General features: G+C 69.4%; 9 protein-coding genes. 7 read left to right on the top strand and 2 right to left on the bottom strand.

The window, feature by feature from the left end; genetic code table 11:
* Positions 1 to 10 precede the first annotated feature (10 nt).
* From ACLKOY_RS13425 to ACLKOY_RS13395, 7 genes are read left to right on the top strand one after another with little or no spacing between them, the layout of a single operon-like run.
* Positions 11 to 1,021, top strand: coding sequence for an ABC transporter permease (locus ACLKOY_RS13425; protein WP_215168905.1), 1,011 nt, complete (start codon positions 11 to 13; stop codon positions 1,019 to 1,021).
* Positions 1,018 to 2,022, top strand: coding sequence for an ABC transporter permease (locus tag ACLKOY_RS13420; RefSeq protein ID WP_436454053.1), 1,005 nt, complete (start codon positions 1,018 to 1,020; stop codon positions 2,020 to 2,022). The genes ACLKOY_RS13425 and ACLKOY_RS13420 overlap by 4 nt, the downstream gene beginning before the upstream one ends.
* The gene (locus ACLKOY_RS13415) at positions 2,019 to 2,984 is read left to right on the top strand and encodes an aldo/keto reductase (RefSeq protein WP_436454052.1); all 966 of its coding nucleotides are present in this window, start codon (positions 2,019 to 2,021) and stop codon (positions 2,982 to 2,984) included. Before ACLKOY_RS13420 ends, ACLKOY_RS13415 begins: the two co-directional genes overlap by 4 nt.
* On the top strand, positions 2,977 to 4,125 hold the full coding sequence (locus tag ACLKOY_RS13410) for a ThuA domain-containing protein (RefSeq protein ID WP_436454051.1): 1,149 nt from the start codon (positions 2,977 to 2,979) through the stop codon (positions 4,123 to 4,125). The genes ACLKOY_RS13415 and ACLKOY_RS13410 overlap by 8 nt, the downstream gene beginning before the upstream one ends.
* On the top strand, positions 4,118 to 5,119 hold the full coding sequence (locus ACLKOY_RS13405; RefSeq protein WP_436454050.1) for a LacI family DNA-binding transcriptional regulator: 1,002 nt from the start codon (positions 4,118 to 4,120) through the stop codon (positions 5,117 to 5,119). The genes ACLKOY_RS13410 and ACLKOY_RS13405 overlap by 8 nt, the downstream gene beginning before the upstream one ends.
* A gap of 45 nt (positions 5,120 to 5,164) precedes the next feature.
* A complete protein-coding gene (locus tag ACLKOY_RS13400; protein WP_436454049.1) occupies positions 5,165 to 7,225 on the top strand; it encodes a beta-galactosidase in 2,061 nt (686 codons plus the stop codon).
* Complete coding sequence (locus tag ACLKOY_RS13395) at positions 7,225 to 8,190, top strand: aldo/keto reductase (protein ID WP_436454048.1); 966 nt, start codon at positions 7,225 to 7,227, stop codon at positions 8,188 to 8,190. The genes ACLKOY_RS13400 and ACLKOY_RS13395 overlap by 1 nt, the downstream gene beginning before the upstream one ends.
* 60 nt (positions 8,191 to 8,250) lie before the next feature.
* Here the strand turns inward: ACLKOY_RS13395 and pulA are convergent, their stop codons facing one another.
* On the bottom strand, positions 8,251 to 14,283 hold the full coding sequence (pulA, locus tag ACLKOY_RS13390; RefSeq protein ID WP_436454047.1) for a pullulanase-type alpha-1,6-glucosidase: 6,033 nt from the start codon (positions 14,281 to 14,283) through the stop codon (positions 8,251 to 8,253).
* A 530-nt stretch (positions 14,284 to 14,813) separates the two neighbouring features.
* Entirely contained in the window at positions 14,814 to 15,998 is a 1,185-nt protein-coding gene (locus ACLKOY_RS13385) for a thiolase family protein (RefSeq protein ID WP_436454046.1), read from the bottom strand.
* Positions 15,999 to 16,081 lie beyond the last annotated feature (83 nt).

Below are 16,081 nucleotides of genomic sequence, written 5' to 3'. Positions count from 1 at the left end.
CGAGACTCTCATGACGACTCCCACCCTCACGGCCGATCCGGCCGCCCCGCGTTCGGGTGCGCGCACAGCGCGCCCGGACGCGGGGAGCCGCACCGCACTGCGCGATGCGCTCACCATCGCCGCGGTCTGGTTCCTGCTCGCCGCGGCGACCACCATCGTCCGCCCGGACTTCCTGTCGACGCAGTCGCTGCTCGCCATCACCTTCACGATGGCGATCTCGGGCGTCCTCTCGGTCGCGCAGGGCATCGTCGTCATCGGCGGCGGCCTGCTCGACCTCAGCCTCCCCGTGGCCCTGGTCGTCAGCGCCTGGGCCACCGTCACCCTCTTGGGTGCCGGCGTGCCCGACCTGCTGGCGGTGCTCTGCGGCATCGTCGCCGGCGGCGCCTGGGGCCTGCTGAACGGCCTGATCGTCGTCTACGGCAAGCTCAACCCGATCATCGTCACGCTCGCCACCGGCTTCGGCGGCCTCGCGATCATGATGATCGGATTCAAGTCGGCGCAGATCCCCTCGGGGTCGGCTCTCCGCGCCTTCGGACTCGGCCAGTTCCTGGGCCTCCCGAACATCTTCTGGCCCATGCTCGTCATCCTGGTTCTCGCAGGTCTTGCCATCACGTGGACGCGCTGGGGCCGACGCCTCACCGCCGTCGGCGGCAACGCCCAGGCCGCTCGTGCCCGCGGTGTCTCGCTGCGCCGCGTGCGCCTGGCGACGTTCTCGGGAGCAGGCGCGGTCGCCGGAGTCGCCGGCGTGCTGTTCGCCTCGGTCACCCCGAGCTTCACCCCCAACGCCGGAGCCAGCTACCAGCTCATCGTGATCGCCGCGGTGATCCTCGCCGGCATCAGCCTCTCGGGCGGCAAGGGCAACTTCCTCGTGCTGCTGCTCAGCGTCGGCTTCCTCTCGACCATCCCCGTGTCGATCGCCTTCTTCGGACTCCCGCCGGCATTCGCGCTGATCTTCCAGGGCGCACTCCTCATCATCGCCGTCGGCATCGACGGCTTCCGCATTAAGAGAGGTGCACGATGACCACGGCATTCGCCCCGGCATCCGACGTGCAGACGCCCCAGGCCCTGCTCCCCCGGGTGCTCTCGTACCTCAAGGGCCCGGTCGGCAGCATCGCGCTGATGCTCGCCGCCGTCGTCGTCATCGGAGCCGTCTCGGTCGGCCCGGCGTTCTTCTCGGCCTCGAACGTGCGCATCGTCGGCGTGGCCGTCGCGATCCCGCTCATCGTGGGCGTGCTGGCATCGTTCGCCCTGCTCGCCGGCGTCGTCGACCTGTCGATCGGATCGATGGTCGGCTTCGGCGCCGTGGCCTTCAACCAGCTCGTCGCCTCGGGCATCGACCCGTGGACGGCCGCGGGCGTGACCATCCTTCTCGGAGTCGTCGTCGGCTCGATCAACGCGTTCGTGATCGTGGGTCTCGGAGCCGAACCGCTCGCCGTCACGCTGGGCATGCTGACGCTGCTGCGCGGGGTGTGCCAGGCGATCGTCGTGCAGGCACCGCCCACGACTCTCATCGAGCCTCTCTACGACGTGACGCAGGGCACGACCTTGGGCATCCCGACTCTGCTGCTCATCGGCGTGGGCCTCACCCTCGTCGCGGCGGGCGTGGTCTCGAAGACGCGCATCGGCCGCAAGGTGCAGGCCGTCGGCGGCGACCCCCGGGCCGCACAGCGCGCCGGCATCTCGGTCGTCCGGGTGCGCACGGTCGCGCTTATCGTCAGCGCGGTCGGCGCGGCGATCGGCGGCATCTTCTATGTGGGGCAGCTCGGCTCGGCATCGAACATCCTCGGCACGGGACTCGAGTTCCAGATCTACGCAGCCCTGATGATCGGCGGCTACTCGATCACCCGCGGCGGTGTCGGCAACCCGATCGGCGCGCTGCTCGGCCTGCTCGTCGTCGCGGGCATCACGAACATCTTGAACGTGAGCTTCATCGATCCGGACTACCTCGACCTCATCGTCGCGGTGATCCTGCTCGCCGCGGTGCTCGTCGACCGCTTCCGCGGTGGGGACGCGTTCGAGTGAGCGCTCACCAGCAGACGACTCTCGAGCACCGGGTCCTGGGCCGCACCGGCCTGTCGGTCTCGCCGATCTGCATCGGCACCGCGGCCTGGGGCGTCTCGTCTCCCGTGCACGGTCTGACCGTGCCGGAGGAGGATGCGGTGCAGCTCACTCTCGCCGCGTTCGACAGCCCCGTGACCTTCATCGACACCTCGAACAACTACGGCGACGGCGAGAGCGAGCGCCGCATCGGCCTCGCCGTGCGTCGAGCCGGCGGCGTGCCCGACGGGTTCGTGATCCAGACGAAGCTCGACCGCGATCCCGAGACCGACTCGTTCGACCCCGACCGCATGCGGCGCTCGCTCGACGAGAGCCTCGACCGGCTCGGCATCGACCGGGTGCCGATCCTGCACCTGCACGACCCCGAGCACATCGGGTTCGAGGCCGCGATGGCGCCGGGGGGCCCCATCGACGTGCTGCAGGCTCTGCGCGATGAGGGCTACGCCGACTTCATCGGCATCTCGGGAGGGCCGGCGCGCATGCTGACGCAATTCGTCGAGACCGGTGTGTTCGACGTGCTGATCACGCACAATCGGGCGACGCTCGTCGACCGCACGGCCGATGCCCTGCTCGATGCCGCGGCCGCGGCCCGGATCGGCGTGGTCAACGCGGCGATCTACGGTGGGGGGATCCTGGCGAGCTGGCCCAGGACCTCCGACCGCTACCACTACGCACCCGCCGCGCCCGAGATGCTCACGGCGATCGATGCGATGGGGGCGGCCTGCGAACGCCATGGGATCCCCCTGATCACGGCCGCCCTGCAGAGCTCGCTGCGTGATCCGCGCATCCACTCGACGGTGTGCGGACTGGTCACCCCGGCGCAGCTCGACCAGACTGTCGGCATGGCCGAGACCGTCGTTCCCGATGCCCTCTGGGAAGAGCTCGAGGCCCTGCGCCCGTCGAAGGAGACCTGGATCGATGACTGACCGCCCGGCCCTCCTCATCACCGGGGTCGGCGCGCACACCGATCCGTGGCACGGCCTCGCCGCGACGAGCACCGCACTCACGAGCGTGCTGGAAGAGCGGATGCCGGTGCACCGGCTCGACACCGACGAGGTCGCGGGCGGCGCCGCGCTGACGGACGCCGCACTGATCGTGGTCAACATCAGCGGCGACCTCGCGACCGATGCGGTTGCGGCGAGCGCGGTGCTCGATCCGCTGCTCGAGGCCGTGGCGTCCGGCATCCCGCTGCTCGCCGTGCACTCGTCTTCTCTCGCCTTCCGCGACGACCCTCGGTGGGCCGAGCTGCTGGGCGGGCGGTGGGTGCCCGGAGTGACCATGCATCCGCAGATCGGGTGGAGCCTGGTGCAGCCGACCGCGCCGCTGGCCCCGTTCCGCGTCTACGACGAGCGATATTCACATCTCGAGGTCGGCTCGGGCTCGGACCTCCGTGCGGTCCACACCGACGACGGGATCACCCACGGACTCGCCTGGTCGCGGCGCGGCGCCGCCGGGCATGGCGGGGTCGCGTACTCGGCGCTGGGCCACGGCGTCGAAGCGTACCGATCGGCGGGGACCCGCGAGCTCGTGCATGCACTGGTCGACGAACTGCTCGGTGAAGAGCACACGGCGCGTCCTGTGCCCTCGTCGCCGCAGGCCACGGGCGCCGGTGCCGATCTCGAGGCCGCCGCTCTCGACTACGAGCTCATCGCTCTCGCGCCGCACGGCGTGGCTGTCGCGGACACGGGTTTCACCGATCGCTTCGACGACGGCGAGCTGCTGACATCCGGATACCTGCTCGTCGAGCGTCTGCCGGAGGGCGGCGCCGCGCTGCACAGCCACGGTCGCGAGGTGGGGCGGATCATCCGCGATGCCCGTGGGCTGCAGGTCGACCTGCCGGGCGCCGAAGTCGACGGACGGATGCTGCGAGCAGCCGACGCCGGCATCGTGCTCGTCGCCGAGGCCGGCGAATGGCAGAGCCCCGGCGATGGATCTGCGATCCTGCTCGGAGAGGACTGGCGCGTCGTCGTGGTGCACGGCCCGGCGCCGACCAAGCTCGACAATCGCGTCCGGCTGCTCGATGACCTGAGGATGCTGCCCGAGACGCAGAAGGAGCAGCATGCCTGACATCGGCCTGCGAGACGTCGCCGAACGTGCGGGGGTCTCGATCGGCACCGTCTCGAACGCGCTCAATCGACCCGAGCTCGTGTCCGAGGCCTCGGCGGCCCGCGTCGCCGCAGCGGTCGACGAGCTCGGTTACGTGCCCAACATCGCCGCCCGCCAGCTCAAGGCCGGCCGCAGCGACGCCATCGGGTTCTCGGTGATCAACATCACCAACCCGTTCTTCGCCGACCTCGCGTTCGGTGCGGAAGAGCAGGCGCTGACAGCCGGGTACTCGGTGATCGTCGGCAACGGCTTCGACTCGGCCGAGCGCGAGTCGCGCTACCTCGACCTGTTCGAGCGGCAGCGGGTCGACGGGGTGCTCATCGCCCCGGTCGAGTACCACGAGGAGTATCTCGAGCGCTTCCGCCGCCGGGGCGTGCCGGTCGTGCTCGTCGATCAGCGGCATCCGAACGGCACTTTCTCGTCGGTCTCCGTCGACAACCGGCTCGGCGGACGCATCGCGGCGCAGGCACTGCTCGACGGCGGATGCCGGCACCTCGCGTTCGTGGGCGGTCCGACGTCGCGCGAGCAGATGGGCGAGCGTCTCGCGGGGCTGCACGAGGTGGCGGATGCCGCGGGCGTGCGCACCACGCTCATCGAGACGACCACCCTCAACACCGGACTCGGCCGCGAGATCGGCGAGCAGATCGCCGACCTGCCGGAGGCCGACCGCCCGGACGGCGTCTTCGCCGGCAACGACCATCTCGCGCTCGGACTGCTGCAGGGTCTCGTCGGACGCGGGCTGCGCGTGCCCGAGGACATCTCTCTCGTCGGCTACGACGACATCGAGTTCGCCGGCGCAGCGGTGGTGCCGCTGACATCGGTGCGCCAGCCGGCACGCGAGATGGGGGCTCGTGCGATCGAGCTGCTCATGCACCATCTCGCGGGATCCGACGATCCGATCGAAGCGCGCTTCGTGCCCGAGCTCGTCGTACGGGCATCGACCCGCACCCTCTGACCTTCCCCGCTATCCGGTCATCGCGACCACCGACCCAGGAGACCCATGCACTACGGCGCCGACTACAACCCCGAGCAGTGGCCACGAGAGGTATGGCCCGAAGACGTGCGGCTCATGGGCGAAGCGGGCGTGACGATGGTGAGCCTCGGCATCTTCTCGTGGTCGCGCATCCAACCCGCCGAGGGTGAGTTCGACTGGGAGTGGCTCGACGAGATCATCGGGCTGCTGCACGAGGGCGGCATCCGGGTCGACCTCGCCACCGCCACCGCATCCCCTCCGCCGTGGGCCACGACCGCCTACCCCGAGATGCTGCCGCAGGATGCCGACGGCACGACCTTCTGGCCGGGCAGTCGACAGGCGTTCGCCCCCTCGTCTCCGGTCTACCGACGCCTCGCCGCCGAGCTGGTCACCGCCCTCGCCGAGCGCTACGCGCAGCATCCGGCCGTCGTGCTCTGGCACGTGAACAACGAGTACGGATGCCATCTGCACTACGACTACTCCGACTCGGCACGTGACGCCTTTCGGCTGTGGCTGCAGCGCAAGTACTCCACGATCGACGCGCTGAACCACGCCTGGGGCACGGACTTCTGGTCGCAGCGCTACACCGCGTTCGAGCAGATCCTGCCGCCGCGCAAGGCGCCGTACAGCATCAATCCGACGAGTGTGCTCGACTTCAAACGCTTCACCTCTGACACCCTGCTCGAGCTGTACGTCATGGAGCGCGACATCATCCGCGCCTCGGGCGCGACCCAGCCGATCACGACGAACTTCATGGGCGCGTTCCCGCCGGCCGACTACTGGAAGTGGGCGGCCGAGGTCGACGTGATCAGCGACGACAACTACCCCGACCCCAACGACCCCGAGTCGTTCCGCGGGGCGGCGTTCGCCCGCGAGCTGATGCGCGGCCTGAAGCCCGGTGTGCCGTGGATCCTCACCGAGCAGTCGACGAACGCCCTGAACTGGCGACCGACCAACGCTCCGAAGGCCCCTGGCCAGATGGCGGCGATCAGCGCCCAGGCGGTCGGCCGCGGCGCCGACGGCATCATGTTCTTCCAGTGGCGGCAGTCGCGTCGGGGCAGCGAGAAGTTCCACTCGGCGATGGTGCCGCAGGCAGGGCTCGACACCCGCACCTGGCGAGAGGTCACAGAACTCGGCGAGCAGCTCGCCCAGCTGCCCGAGATGCCGGACGTCTCGTCGGGCGCGAAGATCGCGCTCGTCTTCGACTGGGAGAACTGGTGGGCCATCGACGGCCGCGACCACCCGATCGTGCTCGACTACCTGACGCTCGCGCACCGCTGGTACGCGGCGCTGCACCGGCAGAACCTCGCCGTCGACATCGTGAACACCACCAGCGATCTCAGCGCCTACTCGCTCGTCGTCGCACCGCAGCAGTACCTGCTCGGCGACGAAGGTGCGGCGAACCTCTCGGCCTATGTCGAACGGGGCGGAAACCTGTTCGTCTCGGCGTTCAGCGACGTCGTCGATCAAGACGACGCGTTCCGCGAGGGCGGTTTCATCGTCTCGCTGCGGGGTGTTCTCGGAGTAGCTCTCGAGGACTTCGGGGCGCTGGTGCCGCCCGAGTCCGTGCGCTCGGCCGATTCGGCCGGAGAGGTCGCGAGCCACGCCGTGCCCGATGGACCCGGCCAGTCGGAGGCACCGCTCGACGGACCCGCGGGCCGCATCGTCGGACAGTACTTCGCCGAGGAGCTTCTCGTGCAGGATGCCGAGGTGCTCGGCCGCTTCACCGAGGGGCGCACCGCGGGGCGTGCGGCCTTCACGCGCAAGGCCCTCGGCGCAGGACGCGGGTACTACCTCGCGACGATCCCCGACGACGACGGCATGCGCGCGGTGCTGCGCTGGCTCGCCGCCGAAGCCGGGGTGACGGCCGAGATCGAGGGACTGCCCGAGCACGTCGAGATCGCGCGCCGCGGCAGCATCCTCACCGTCATCAACCACAGCGCCGAGCCGATCGCCGTCGACGTGCCGGGAACCGATCTGCTCACGGCGTCGACCGACGCGCACCGCGAGCTCGGCGCGTACGGGTGGGCGTTCATCGACACGAGCGACTCGCCGTCATCGCAGCACTCACAGAAGGAGAACAGCTGATGCAGTACACACGTCTCGGACGAGCGGGGGCGCGCGTGAGCCGCCTGGCTCTCGGCACCATGAACTTCGGTCCGGTGATCGACGAGGACGCCTCGCGCGCCATCCTCGACCGCGCGACCGACGCCGGTATCGACTTCATCGACACGGCCGACGTCTACGGCGGCGGTCGGTGGGGCGACCACCCCGGACAGTCGGAGGAGATCGTCGGACGCTGGATGAACGACCGCGGCAACCGCGACGACCTGATCGTCGCGACCAAGGTGTTCGGCGTGATGGGCCCTCGATCGAACGACCGCGGGCTGTCGGCGGTGCACATCCGCGCATCGGTCGATGCCTCGCTCCGTCGCCTCGGCACCGACCACATCGACCTGTATCAGATGCATCACATCGACCGCGATGTCCCTCTCGACGAGACGCTCAGCGCCTTCGCGACGCTGCGCGAGCAGGGCAAGATCATCTACCTCGGCAGCTCGAACTTCGCCGGCTGGCACCTTGCGCGCGTGCACGAGATCGCCGCGGCCGCGGGCTATCCGGCCCCGGTCACAGAGCAGTCGCTGTACAACCTCACCGAGCGCACCGTCGAGCTCGAGGTCGTGCCCGCCGCGGAGCAGTACGGCATGGGGCTGCTGCCCTGGTCGCCGCTCGCCAGCGGACAGCTCGGCGGCGTGCTGCAGAAGACCGATCGCTCGCGGTCGAGCCTCGACGCGCTCGGCGACCGTCGTCCTGCGATCGAGCGCTACGAGGCGTTCTGTGCCGAGCTCGGCATCCGCCCCGGTGTCGTCGCGATCACCTGGCTGCTGCACCAGCCGGCGGTGACGGCTCCGGTGATCGGCCCGCGGACGATCGACCAGCTCGACTCGGCCGTCGAGGCGCTCGAGGTGACGCTGGACGCCGACACTCTCGCCGAGCTCGACCGCATCTGGCCGGGCCCCGGCGGCACAGCCCCCGAGGCCTACGCCTGGTAGCGAGCCCGCAACGAAGACCGGATGCCGGGGACATGCGCCCCGGCATCCGGTCTCTTCGTTCTAGTAGACGATCACGGGCAGACTGCGCGGGCCGCGGGAGTCCTGCCACGGCTCCGTGCCGTCGAACCGCACCGTGAGCAGGTGAATACCACGACCGAGCTTCGGCACCGAGACCGTGACCCTGCCCTTGTCCGCCGGCGTCAGCTCGACCGTCGCGACGACCTTGCCGCGGTCGTGCACCGTCACGGTGCCCACCGGGGCCGTGTCGTCGTCGGCGGTGACCGTCACCTTCACGGTCGCGCTCTTGCCCGCCTTCACGAGGACGTCCGACGTAGCTCGCACCCGGGTGTCGATCGGCTGCACCTGGTCGTCGACGAGCACGGCGACCGAACGGGCGGGGATCGTCACGGTGCCGGTCGCGGCATCCCAGGTGGTGGTCTTGACCACGGCATCCGCTCCGTTCGCCTGGGCCGGCGGCAGCGCGAGCGAGCGCCCGGCCAGGCCCGCAACCGTCTGCGTGACCGGCGTGGGTGACGAGTTGAACGCGACGAGTGCTCCGTCGAGCTCGGCGTCGGCATCGGGACCCGCCAGGTCGTCGATCTGCATGAGGATCACGCCCGGCGCTGCGGCCTCTCCGCCGTTCGGGAAGGTGACCTTCTGCTGGATCAGCTCGGCGGAGCCGAGACGCAGCAGGTCGACCTCTTCGCGCACCCGCAGCAGATCGAGGGCGGATGCCTCGGCTGCCGCCATGTCGGCGGGAGCCGGCTTGAGCGCGGGGTCGGCGAGCAGCGGCGCCATGATCGGCCACTTCTCGTCATTGTCGGCCGCGGCCGGAAGCCCGGAGCCGAACGTCGACTCCTGCCCCGTCCAGTCGATGCGGTTGAACCAGTCCCCGGCGTTGTAGCTGTTGCGGTCGAGAGACTTCGAGCGCAGCAGCTCGGTGCCGGCGTGCCAGAACGAGGGCGACTGCGAGAGCGTCACGGTCGCCAGCGACAGTGTGTTCATGCGTACGCGGTCGGCCATCGGAGTGTCCGCGGGCAGCTTGAGCACCGAGAGATCGTAGAGCGTCTCGTTGTCGTGCGCGTCGACGTAGTTGATCACCTCGTCGGGCTGGTCGGCATAGCCGGCCGCCGAGCCGCGGTAGTCGATGCCGTCGCCCGCCGTCACCGCGCCGTCGCTCGTGGTGAACGAGAAGTCGCGCAGGTTGCCTGCGAGCCCGAGCTTGACCAGATCGGTCTCGTGTCCGAGGTCGGCGAGCGCCTGCTCGACGGTGCCGTTGATCGGGTCGCCGTTCGGATCGGTGCCGAGACCGGTGCCGAAACCCTGGCGGAACGTCGACGACGAGTCGACCGGGCTGCCGCCGTGCACGGCATCGCGCAGCCGATCGTTGAACGTCCCGATGCCGGTGCCGCCGAGCTGGCCCTGCGTGGCCTGCTCGAACAGGGCGTTGTCGGCGACCTCGCCGAAGTTCCAGCCCTCGCCGTACAGGTGGATCGCGGATCCGTCGACGCCGTCCTTCTTGAGGGTCAGCGCGTCGAGCGCGTCACGGATCGCCTGCATGTTCGTCGTCGAATGGTGCCCCATGAGGTCGAACCGGAAGCCGTCGACCTTGTAGTCACGCGCCCAGGTCACGACCGAGTCGACCATGAGCTTCTCGGCGGCGAGGTGCTCGGTCGCGACGTTCTGGCAGCACGTCGAGGTCTCGACGCCACCTGCTGCGTTGAGCCGGTGGTAGTAGCCGGGAACCACCTGGTCGAGCACCGACTTCTCGGCCTGACCGGATGCAGCGGTGTGGTTGAACACCTGGTCGAGCACGACCTGCAGGTCCATGTCGTGCAGCGCACCGACCATCGACCGGAACTCGCTCACCCGGGCGCCGCCCTCGGCGTCGACCGCGTACGAGCCCTCGGGGGTCGAGAAGTGGTACGGGTCGTAGCCCCAGTTGAACGCATCGGCATCGGCGACGGCCTGGATGCACGCCTGCTGCGCCGAGTCGGCGGGACCGAACGACGCGAGGTCGCAGTCGGGCACGGCCTGTGCCGCTCTGTCTTCCTCGATCGACGCGATGTCGAAGGAGGGCAGCAGATGCACGGTGTTGATGCCGGCATCCGCGAGCTGCCTCAGCTGGTCGGTGCCCGCACTGTCACGCGCGAATGCGAGGTAGGTGCCGCGCTCCTCGGCCGGAACCGTCTCGTCGCTGATCGAGAAGTCGCGGATGTGCAGCTCGTAGATGGCGCGGTCGACCGCGCGCTCGACGACCGGCGCCTCGGCCTTCTGCCACTGCTTCGGCTGCCAGGCCTTGTCGTCGAGATCGATGGCGACCGAACGCTGCGAGTTCAGCGTGAGGGCGGTCGAGTAGGGGTCGGTGACCGGGTTGGTCTCGATCGCGCCGGTGGTCGGAGCGTAGACGACGACCTCCCAGAGGTACTCGTCACCCTTGAGATCCTTCTTGCCCTTGACCGACCAGACACCGGATGCGGAATCCCACGTGGCCTCGTGGTGCACGGGGTCGCCCTCTGCACCCTCGTTCCAGGTGAGCAGCGTCGCGCTCTGCGCGGTCGGCGCCCACAGCCGGAATGTCGGGTTCTTGCCCGAGAACGTCACACCGAGCTCGACGTCGGCGAGGGCAGCGGCGTAGAGGTCGTCGAGCACTCCCGCGATCTGCACTCCGGTGAACGCCGTGAGCGTGCCCGCCTCGTCGCGCTGGGCGACCGCGAGCTGCGTGCGCAGCAGCGCGGGAGCATCCGCATCGGTCACGCGCAGCGCGAGGTAGCCGTCGAGCGCCGGGAATCGGGCGAGCTGCTCGTCGCTCATGCCGCCCTCGATCACCTCGAGCGCGATCGGCTCTGCTCCGGCGACCTCGCCGTCGGCCACGACGAGCGATGCGTCAGCCGAGGAGTGCAGCTGGTAGGCAGCCCTGTCGACCGACCCGAGGGTCGCCGGCCACGCGATCGTCTCGGCATCGACCCAGTGCGCGCGCTGTTCGCCGGCGCCGGGAAGCTGCGGGGTGTCGCTGCCGACCTCGAGGACGTGCGTCGCCAGCGTGTAGCGGAACGACGTCACCGTGCCCTCGGTGGCGCTGAACGAGATGTTCGCGCCGCCCGGCACTCCGTCGGCACCATAGTTCTCGGCCCAGCTCAGGCCGTGCGCGACTTTGAGCTCATAGGCGCCGGTCGGCAGATCCGCGGTCGAGAACTCGTACACGCCGTCACGGTCGCCGTCGGCCATCAGCGTGCCGAGGCAGTCGGGCGACCAGTCGGCTGCGCACCCGAGCTCGTCCTGCAGGGATCCGGGCAGCGTCACGATGGGGCCGTCTGCCGTGGACTGCACGATGTTCGTGCGCGGGTCGAAGTAGAAGGTGATCTGTCCGCCCGCGTGGGTGAGCGTGACGTTCGCACCGTCGGGCACACCGTTCGCTCCGTAGTTGATCGCCCAGCTGCCGTTCACCGCGGCCTTGTACTCGTAGTCGCCGGCAGGCAGGTCGAACGTTCCCGCCCACACTCCGTCGGCACGCAGGGTCAGCTTGGCCTTCTCGCATGCCGGGTCCCAGTCGCCCGCGCAACCCATCTCGGAGTTGAGGCTGCCCGGAACCGTCAGCATGTCGATGGGCGACTCGGGCTCCTCGCCGACCTCGAGCGTCACGGCATTGCCGACCGACGCGTAGGTCGAGGCGGCGGCGTGATTGCCGGCGGCATCCGTCGTCACTGCCCGATACTCGATCAGCGTGCCGTTCGCGAGATCGCGTGTGTCGTGGAAGACCCGGGGATCCGTGTCCTCCGCAGTGCCGAGGGCCTGCCACTCGTCAGAGCCGACGACGCGCCAGGCGAAGCTGGTCTGCGCCCACTGATCGGCGATGTCGGCCTGCACGGCGGACTGCCCGGTGACACCGGCTCCGGCGGTCGGCACGGCTACCTCGACGGATGCCGCCTCGGTCGGCGCCGTGACGGTCGAGTCGGCCTTCCACACCACGGCCGACAGAGCGGGCACCGTGATCGAGGCAGCCGCACCGGCATCCGTCGTGAGGGGTGCAGCGTCGCCGTAGAGCACCTCATACGACGCATCGGCGGTGAGCGTCGCGAGGTCGACCGTCTGCGCGGTCGCGGCGTTGTTCACCGCGACCAGGTACTCGACCTTGTCGTCGGCATCGACCCGAGAGAAGGCGTAGACGCCGGCGCCGGCCGCCGCGTAGCGTTCGATCTGCGCGCCCTCGCCGAGCGCCGGGTTCGCCTCACGGAGTTCGGAGAGCGCGGCGATGTGCTCGTAGAGCGCAGCATCCGTCGCGTAGCGGTCGACGGAGCCGGCCTGCTCGCCGGTGATCAGGTTCTGGTCGGCGTACTCGGCGACCTGAGTGGCGAACAGCGACTGCCTGGCGTTCTTGTCGCCGCCGGCGCCCGTGAAGCCCTGCTCGTCGCCGTAGTAGACGACGGGCTGGCCGCGAGTGAGGAACATGAGCTCGTGCGCGAGCTCGTCGCGCTGCAGCGGAGCATCCGTCGACTGCAGGAAGGAACCGACTCGACCCATGTCGTGGTTGCCGAGGAACGTGGGCAGGGCTGTCGACGACGAATCGGGCGTCGTGTAGCGGTCGTCGCCCGCGAACAGCGACTGCAGCCCCTTGGCCGAGTTGCCCGACGCGTAGCTGACGGCGGAGGACTGGAAGGTGAAGTCGAGGATCGAGTTCATGTCGGTGTCTCGCACGTACGGCGCGAGCTTGACCGGATCGGCGTCGTAGACCTCGCCGAACATGAAGAAGTCGTCGTTGCCCTGCTCGTGGGCGTAGTCGAGGACGTCTGCGGTCCACTTCTCCCAGAACTCGAAGTTCACGTGCTTGACCGTGTCGATGCGGAAGCCGTCGATGCCGAGATCGATCCACTGGTTGTACACCTCGACGAAGCCGTTGACGACCGTCGGGTGCTCGGTCATCAGATCGTCGAGCCCATCGAAGTCGCCGTACGTGACCGACTCGCCCGACCAGGTCGAGTTGCCGCGGTTGTGGTACAGCGTGGGGTCGTTCAGCCAGGCGGGGACCTTGACGTCGGCCTCGCTATCGGCGACCACCGGCGTGTAGGGGAAGCTCGTGGCCGGGTCGAGCTCGGGGAAGCCGTCGGTGCCCGCGTGGTCGGCCGGATCGAACGCCGCGCCCGCGGCATCCGTGTAGGGGCTCGTCGCCTGGTCGATGTAGGAGTACTGACCCTCGGTGTAGTCGATCACGTCGGCCGTGTGGTTCGTGATGATGTCGAAGTACACCTTGATGCCGCGGTCGTGGGCCTCGGCGATCAGCGCCTGCAGCTCTTCGTTCGTGCCGAGGTGCGGGTCGATGCGCGTGAAGTCGGTGATCCAGTAGCCGTGGTACCCGGCCGAGGCGTTCGCCCCCTCGCCCTGCACCGGCTTGTTGGCGAAGCTCGGAGTCAACCAGATGGCCGACGTGCCGAGGCCCTCGATGTAGTCGAGGTTGTCGCGGATGCCGGCGATGTCGCCGCCCTGGTAGAAGCCCTTGTCTGTGGGGTCGAACCCGGTGGTGAGCCTGTCGCCCTCGAGGCCGCCGGTGTCGTTGGAGGTGTCGCCGTTCGCGAAGCGGTCGGTCATCACGAAGTAGAACTGCTCACCGGCCCCGGCCTGGCGCACCGGGCTCGCGATCAGCGCGTCGTCGTCTGCCGTGTAGCCGTCACGCAGGTCGGTCGCCTCCAGGCCGACCCGCTTGAGGGTGTCGTCGTACGTGAAGCGCAGGGTCGTGGGGCCCGCGACCGTGAGGGGGATGTCGTCGGCGCCGCCGTCGAGGCCATACGCCTCGTCCCAACCGTCGTTCAGCGCGACCTTGTACTCGTAGCTGCCCGCCGGTACCTCGAACTCGGCCGAGTAGATGCCCTCGGCGCCCGTGGGCTCGAGCTCGGTCTCGGCGCAGTCGGGGGCCCAGTCGGCAGCGCAGCCGAGCTCGGACTGCAGCGAGCCCACGAGGGCCACGGTGCGATCGGCGGCGGAAGCGGGCGGCGTGCCGAGGATGCCGGCCGTGCCGAACCCCGAGACGACGAGCGCGGTGGCGGCGAGGAGGGCGAGCGGACGTGAAGCGGTCGTCTTCGACCGAGCCGGCTTGAACAAGAGATGCTCCCTGGATGGCGGGCGGACACGACGACGTGTCCGAAGGCTTGCGAGTGAAGCTAGCAGGGCGTCGTTACAGACTGCAAGCGCTTGCAGGGATGCTTTAGCGAAAAGTCATGGGCGGCTGCGACAGCGCTGGCCGAAAGTCGCAAGCGCTTCCAGAGCCCTGAAGTCTGGAGAACGCGGATTTCTCGCCGCGTTCACCACACGGACACCTTCGCCGACTAGAACTGCACATGCGCGGACACAGACTCAGACCGGATCGGGTAGTCACGTCATCCGCGCCTACGGTGAGCGTCTGCTCCCGAAGAGACCCCCGCCGAATCGGGTCGGCGGGGGTCTTCTCTGTCCTGTCTGCTTCGGGTGCGCGCGCTTGGTGAGTCCGTGTGCGCTCCGCAAGTCTGGATTCTCCGGATTCGGACTCTGCTGGCGCACATCGACTCGCCAGGCGTACGCCGGATGCCGGATGCCGGGCCGGATGCCGGTGCGGGTTCGGCGACGGCTGCCGGAGGAGGGTGCGGATGCCGCGGCTACAGGCGTTCTATGATCGTCGCGTTCGCCATGCCGCCGCCCTCGCACGTGGTCTGCAGGCCGAATCGCCCTCCGACCGCGTCGAGCTGGTCGATGAGGGTTCCGAGCAGGCGGGTGCCCGACGATCCGAGAGCGTGCCCCAGGGCGATCGCCCCTCCGCGGGGGTTGAGCTTCGCGGCATCCGCTCCGACCTCGGCGGCCCACGCCAGCGGCACCGATGCGAAGGCCTCGTTGACCTCGTAGGCGTCGAGGTCGTCGATCGTGAGTCCGGTGCGCTCGAGGATTCGCCGCGTGGCGGGGATCGGCCCGGTGAGCATCATGAGCGGGTCGTCGCCGACCACCGAGAACGCATGGAATCTCGCCCGCGGCGTGAGGCCGAGCGCATCGGCCCGCTCGGCGCTCATCAGCAGAGCGGCAGAGGCTCCGTCGGTGAGCGGTGAGGAGTTGCCGGGCGTGATCCGCCAATCGACCTCGGGGAAGCGAGCGGCGAGCGCGTCGGTGCGGAACGCCGGATTCAGCCCCGCGAGCCCCTCGGCCGTCGTGCCGGTGCGGACGGTCTCGTCGGCAACGGCATCCGGTGCCTCTGCGACCGGGATGACGGTGCGGTCGAAGAACCCCTCGGCCCAGGCATCCGCCGCACGGCGATGCGACTCGGCGGCGTACTCGTCGAGCACGGCACGATCGAGGCCCCAGCGCGCGGCGATGAGCTCGGCCGAGACGCCCTGGTTCACGAGGCCTTCGGGGTAGCGCTCACGCAGTCGCGGCGACATCGGGCTTCCGCCGGCTGCCGACGATCCGAGCGGCACCCGGCTCATCGACTCGACACCGCCCACGATGACCGCGTCATATGCCCCGGCCATGATCCCCTGCGCCGCGAAGTGCACCGCCTGCTGGCTCGACCCGCACTGACGGTCGATCGTCGTGGCGGGGATGGTCTCGTCGAAGCCAGCCGCGAGCACGGCCTGACGGGCGATGTTCGACGACTGATCGCCCACCTGGCTCACACAGCCGAGGATCACGTCATCTATCTGCCGCGAGTCGAGACCGTTGCGTTCGAGGATCGCGGCGAGCGCACCAGCAGCCAGATCGACGGGATGCACGCCCGACAGGGCACCCCCCGGTTTACCCCGCCCGACGGGGGTGCGGACGATATCGACCAGGACGGCTTCGCTGCGCGTGCTCATGCGTCCTATTCTCACCCTGTCGTGGGGTTGGGGGCGGATGCCGCTTCGCTGCCCTGCACCGGTCTCGGCCTTGCACATCTGCG

It is taken from the genome of Microbacterium sp. K2 (genome assembly GCF_051365005.1).
Taxonomy (GTDB): Bacteria; Actinomycetota; Actinomycetes; order Actinomycetales; family Microbacteriaceae; genus Microbacterium; species Microbacterium foliorum_B.
This window is presented reverse-complemented; position numbering and strand designations above follow the sequence as displayed.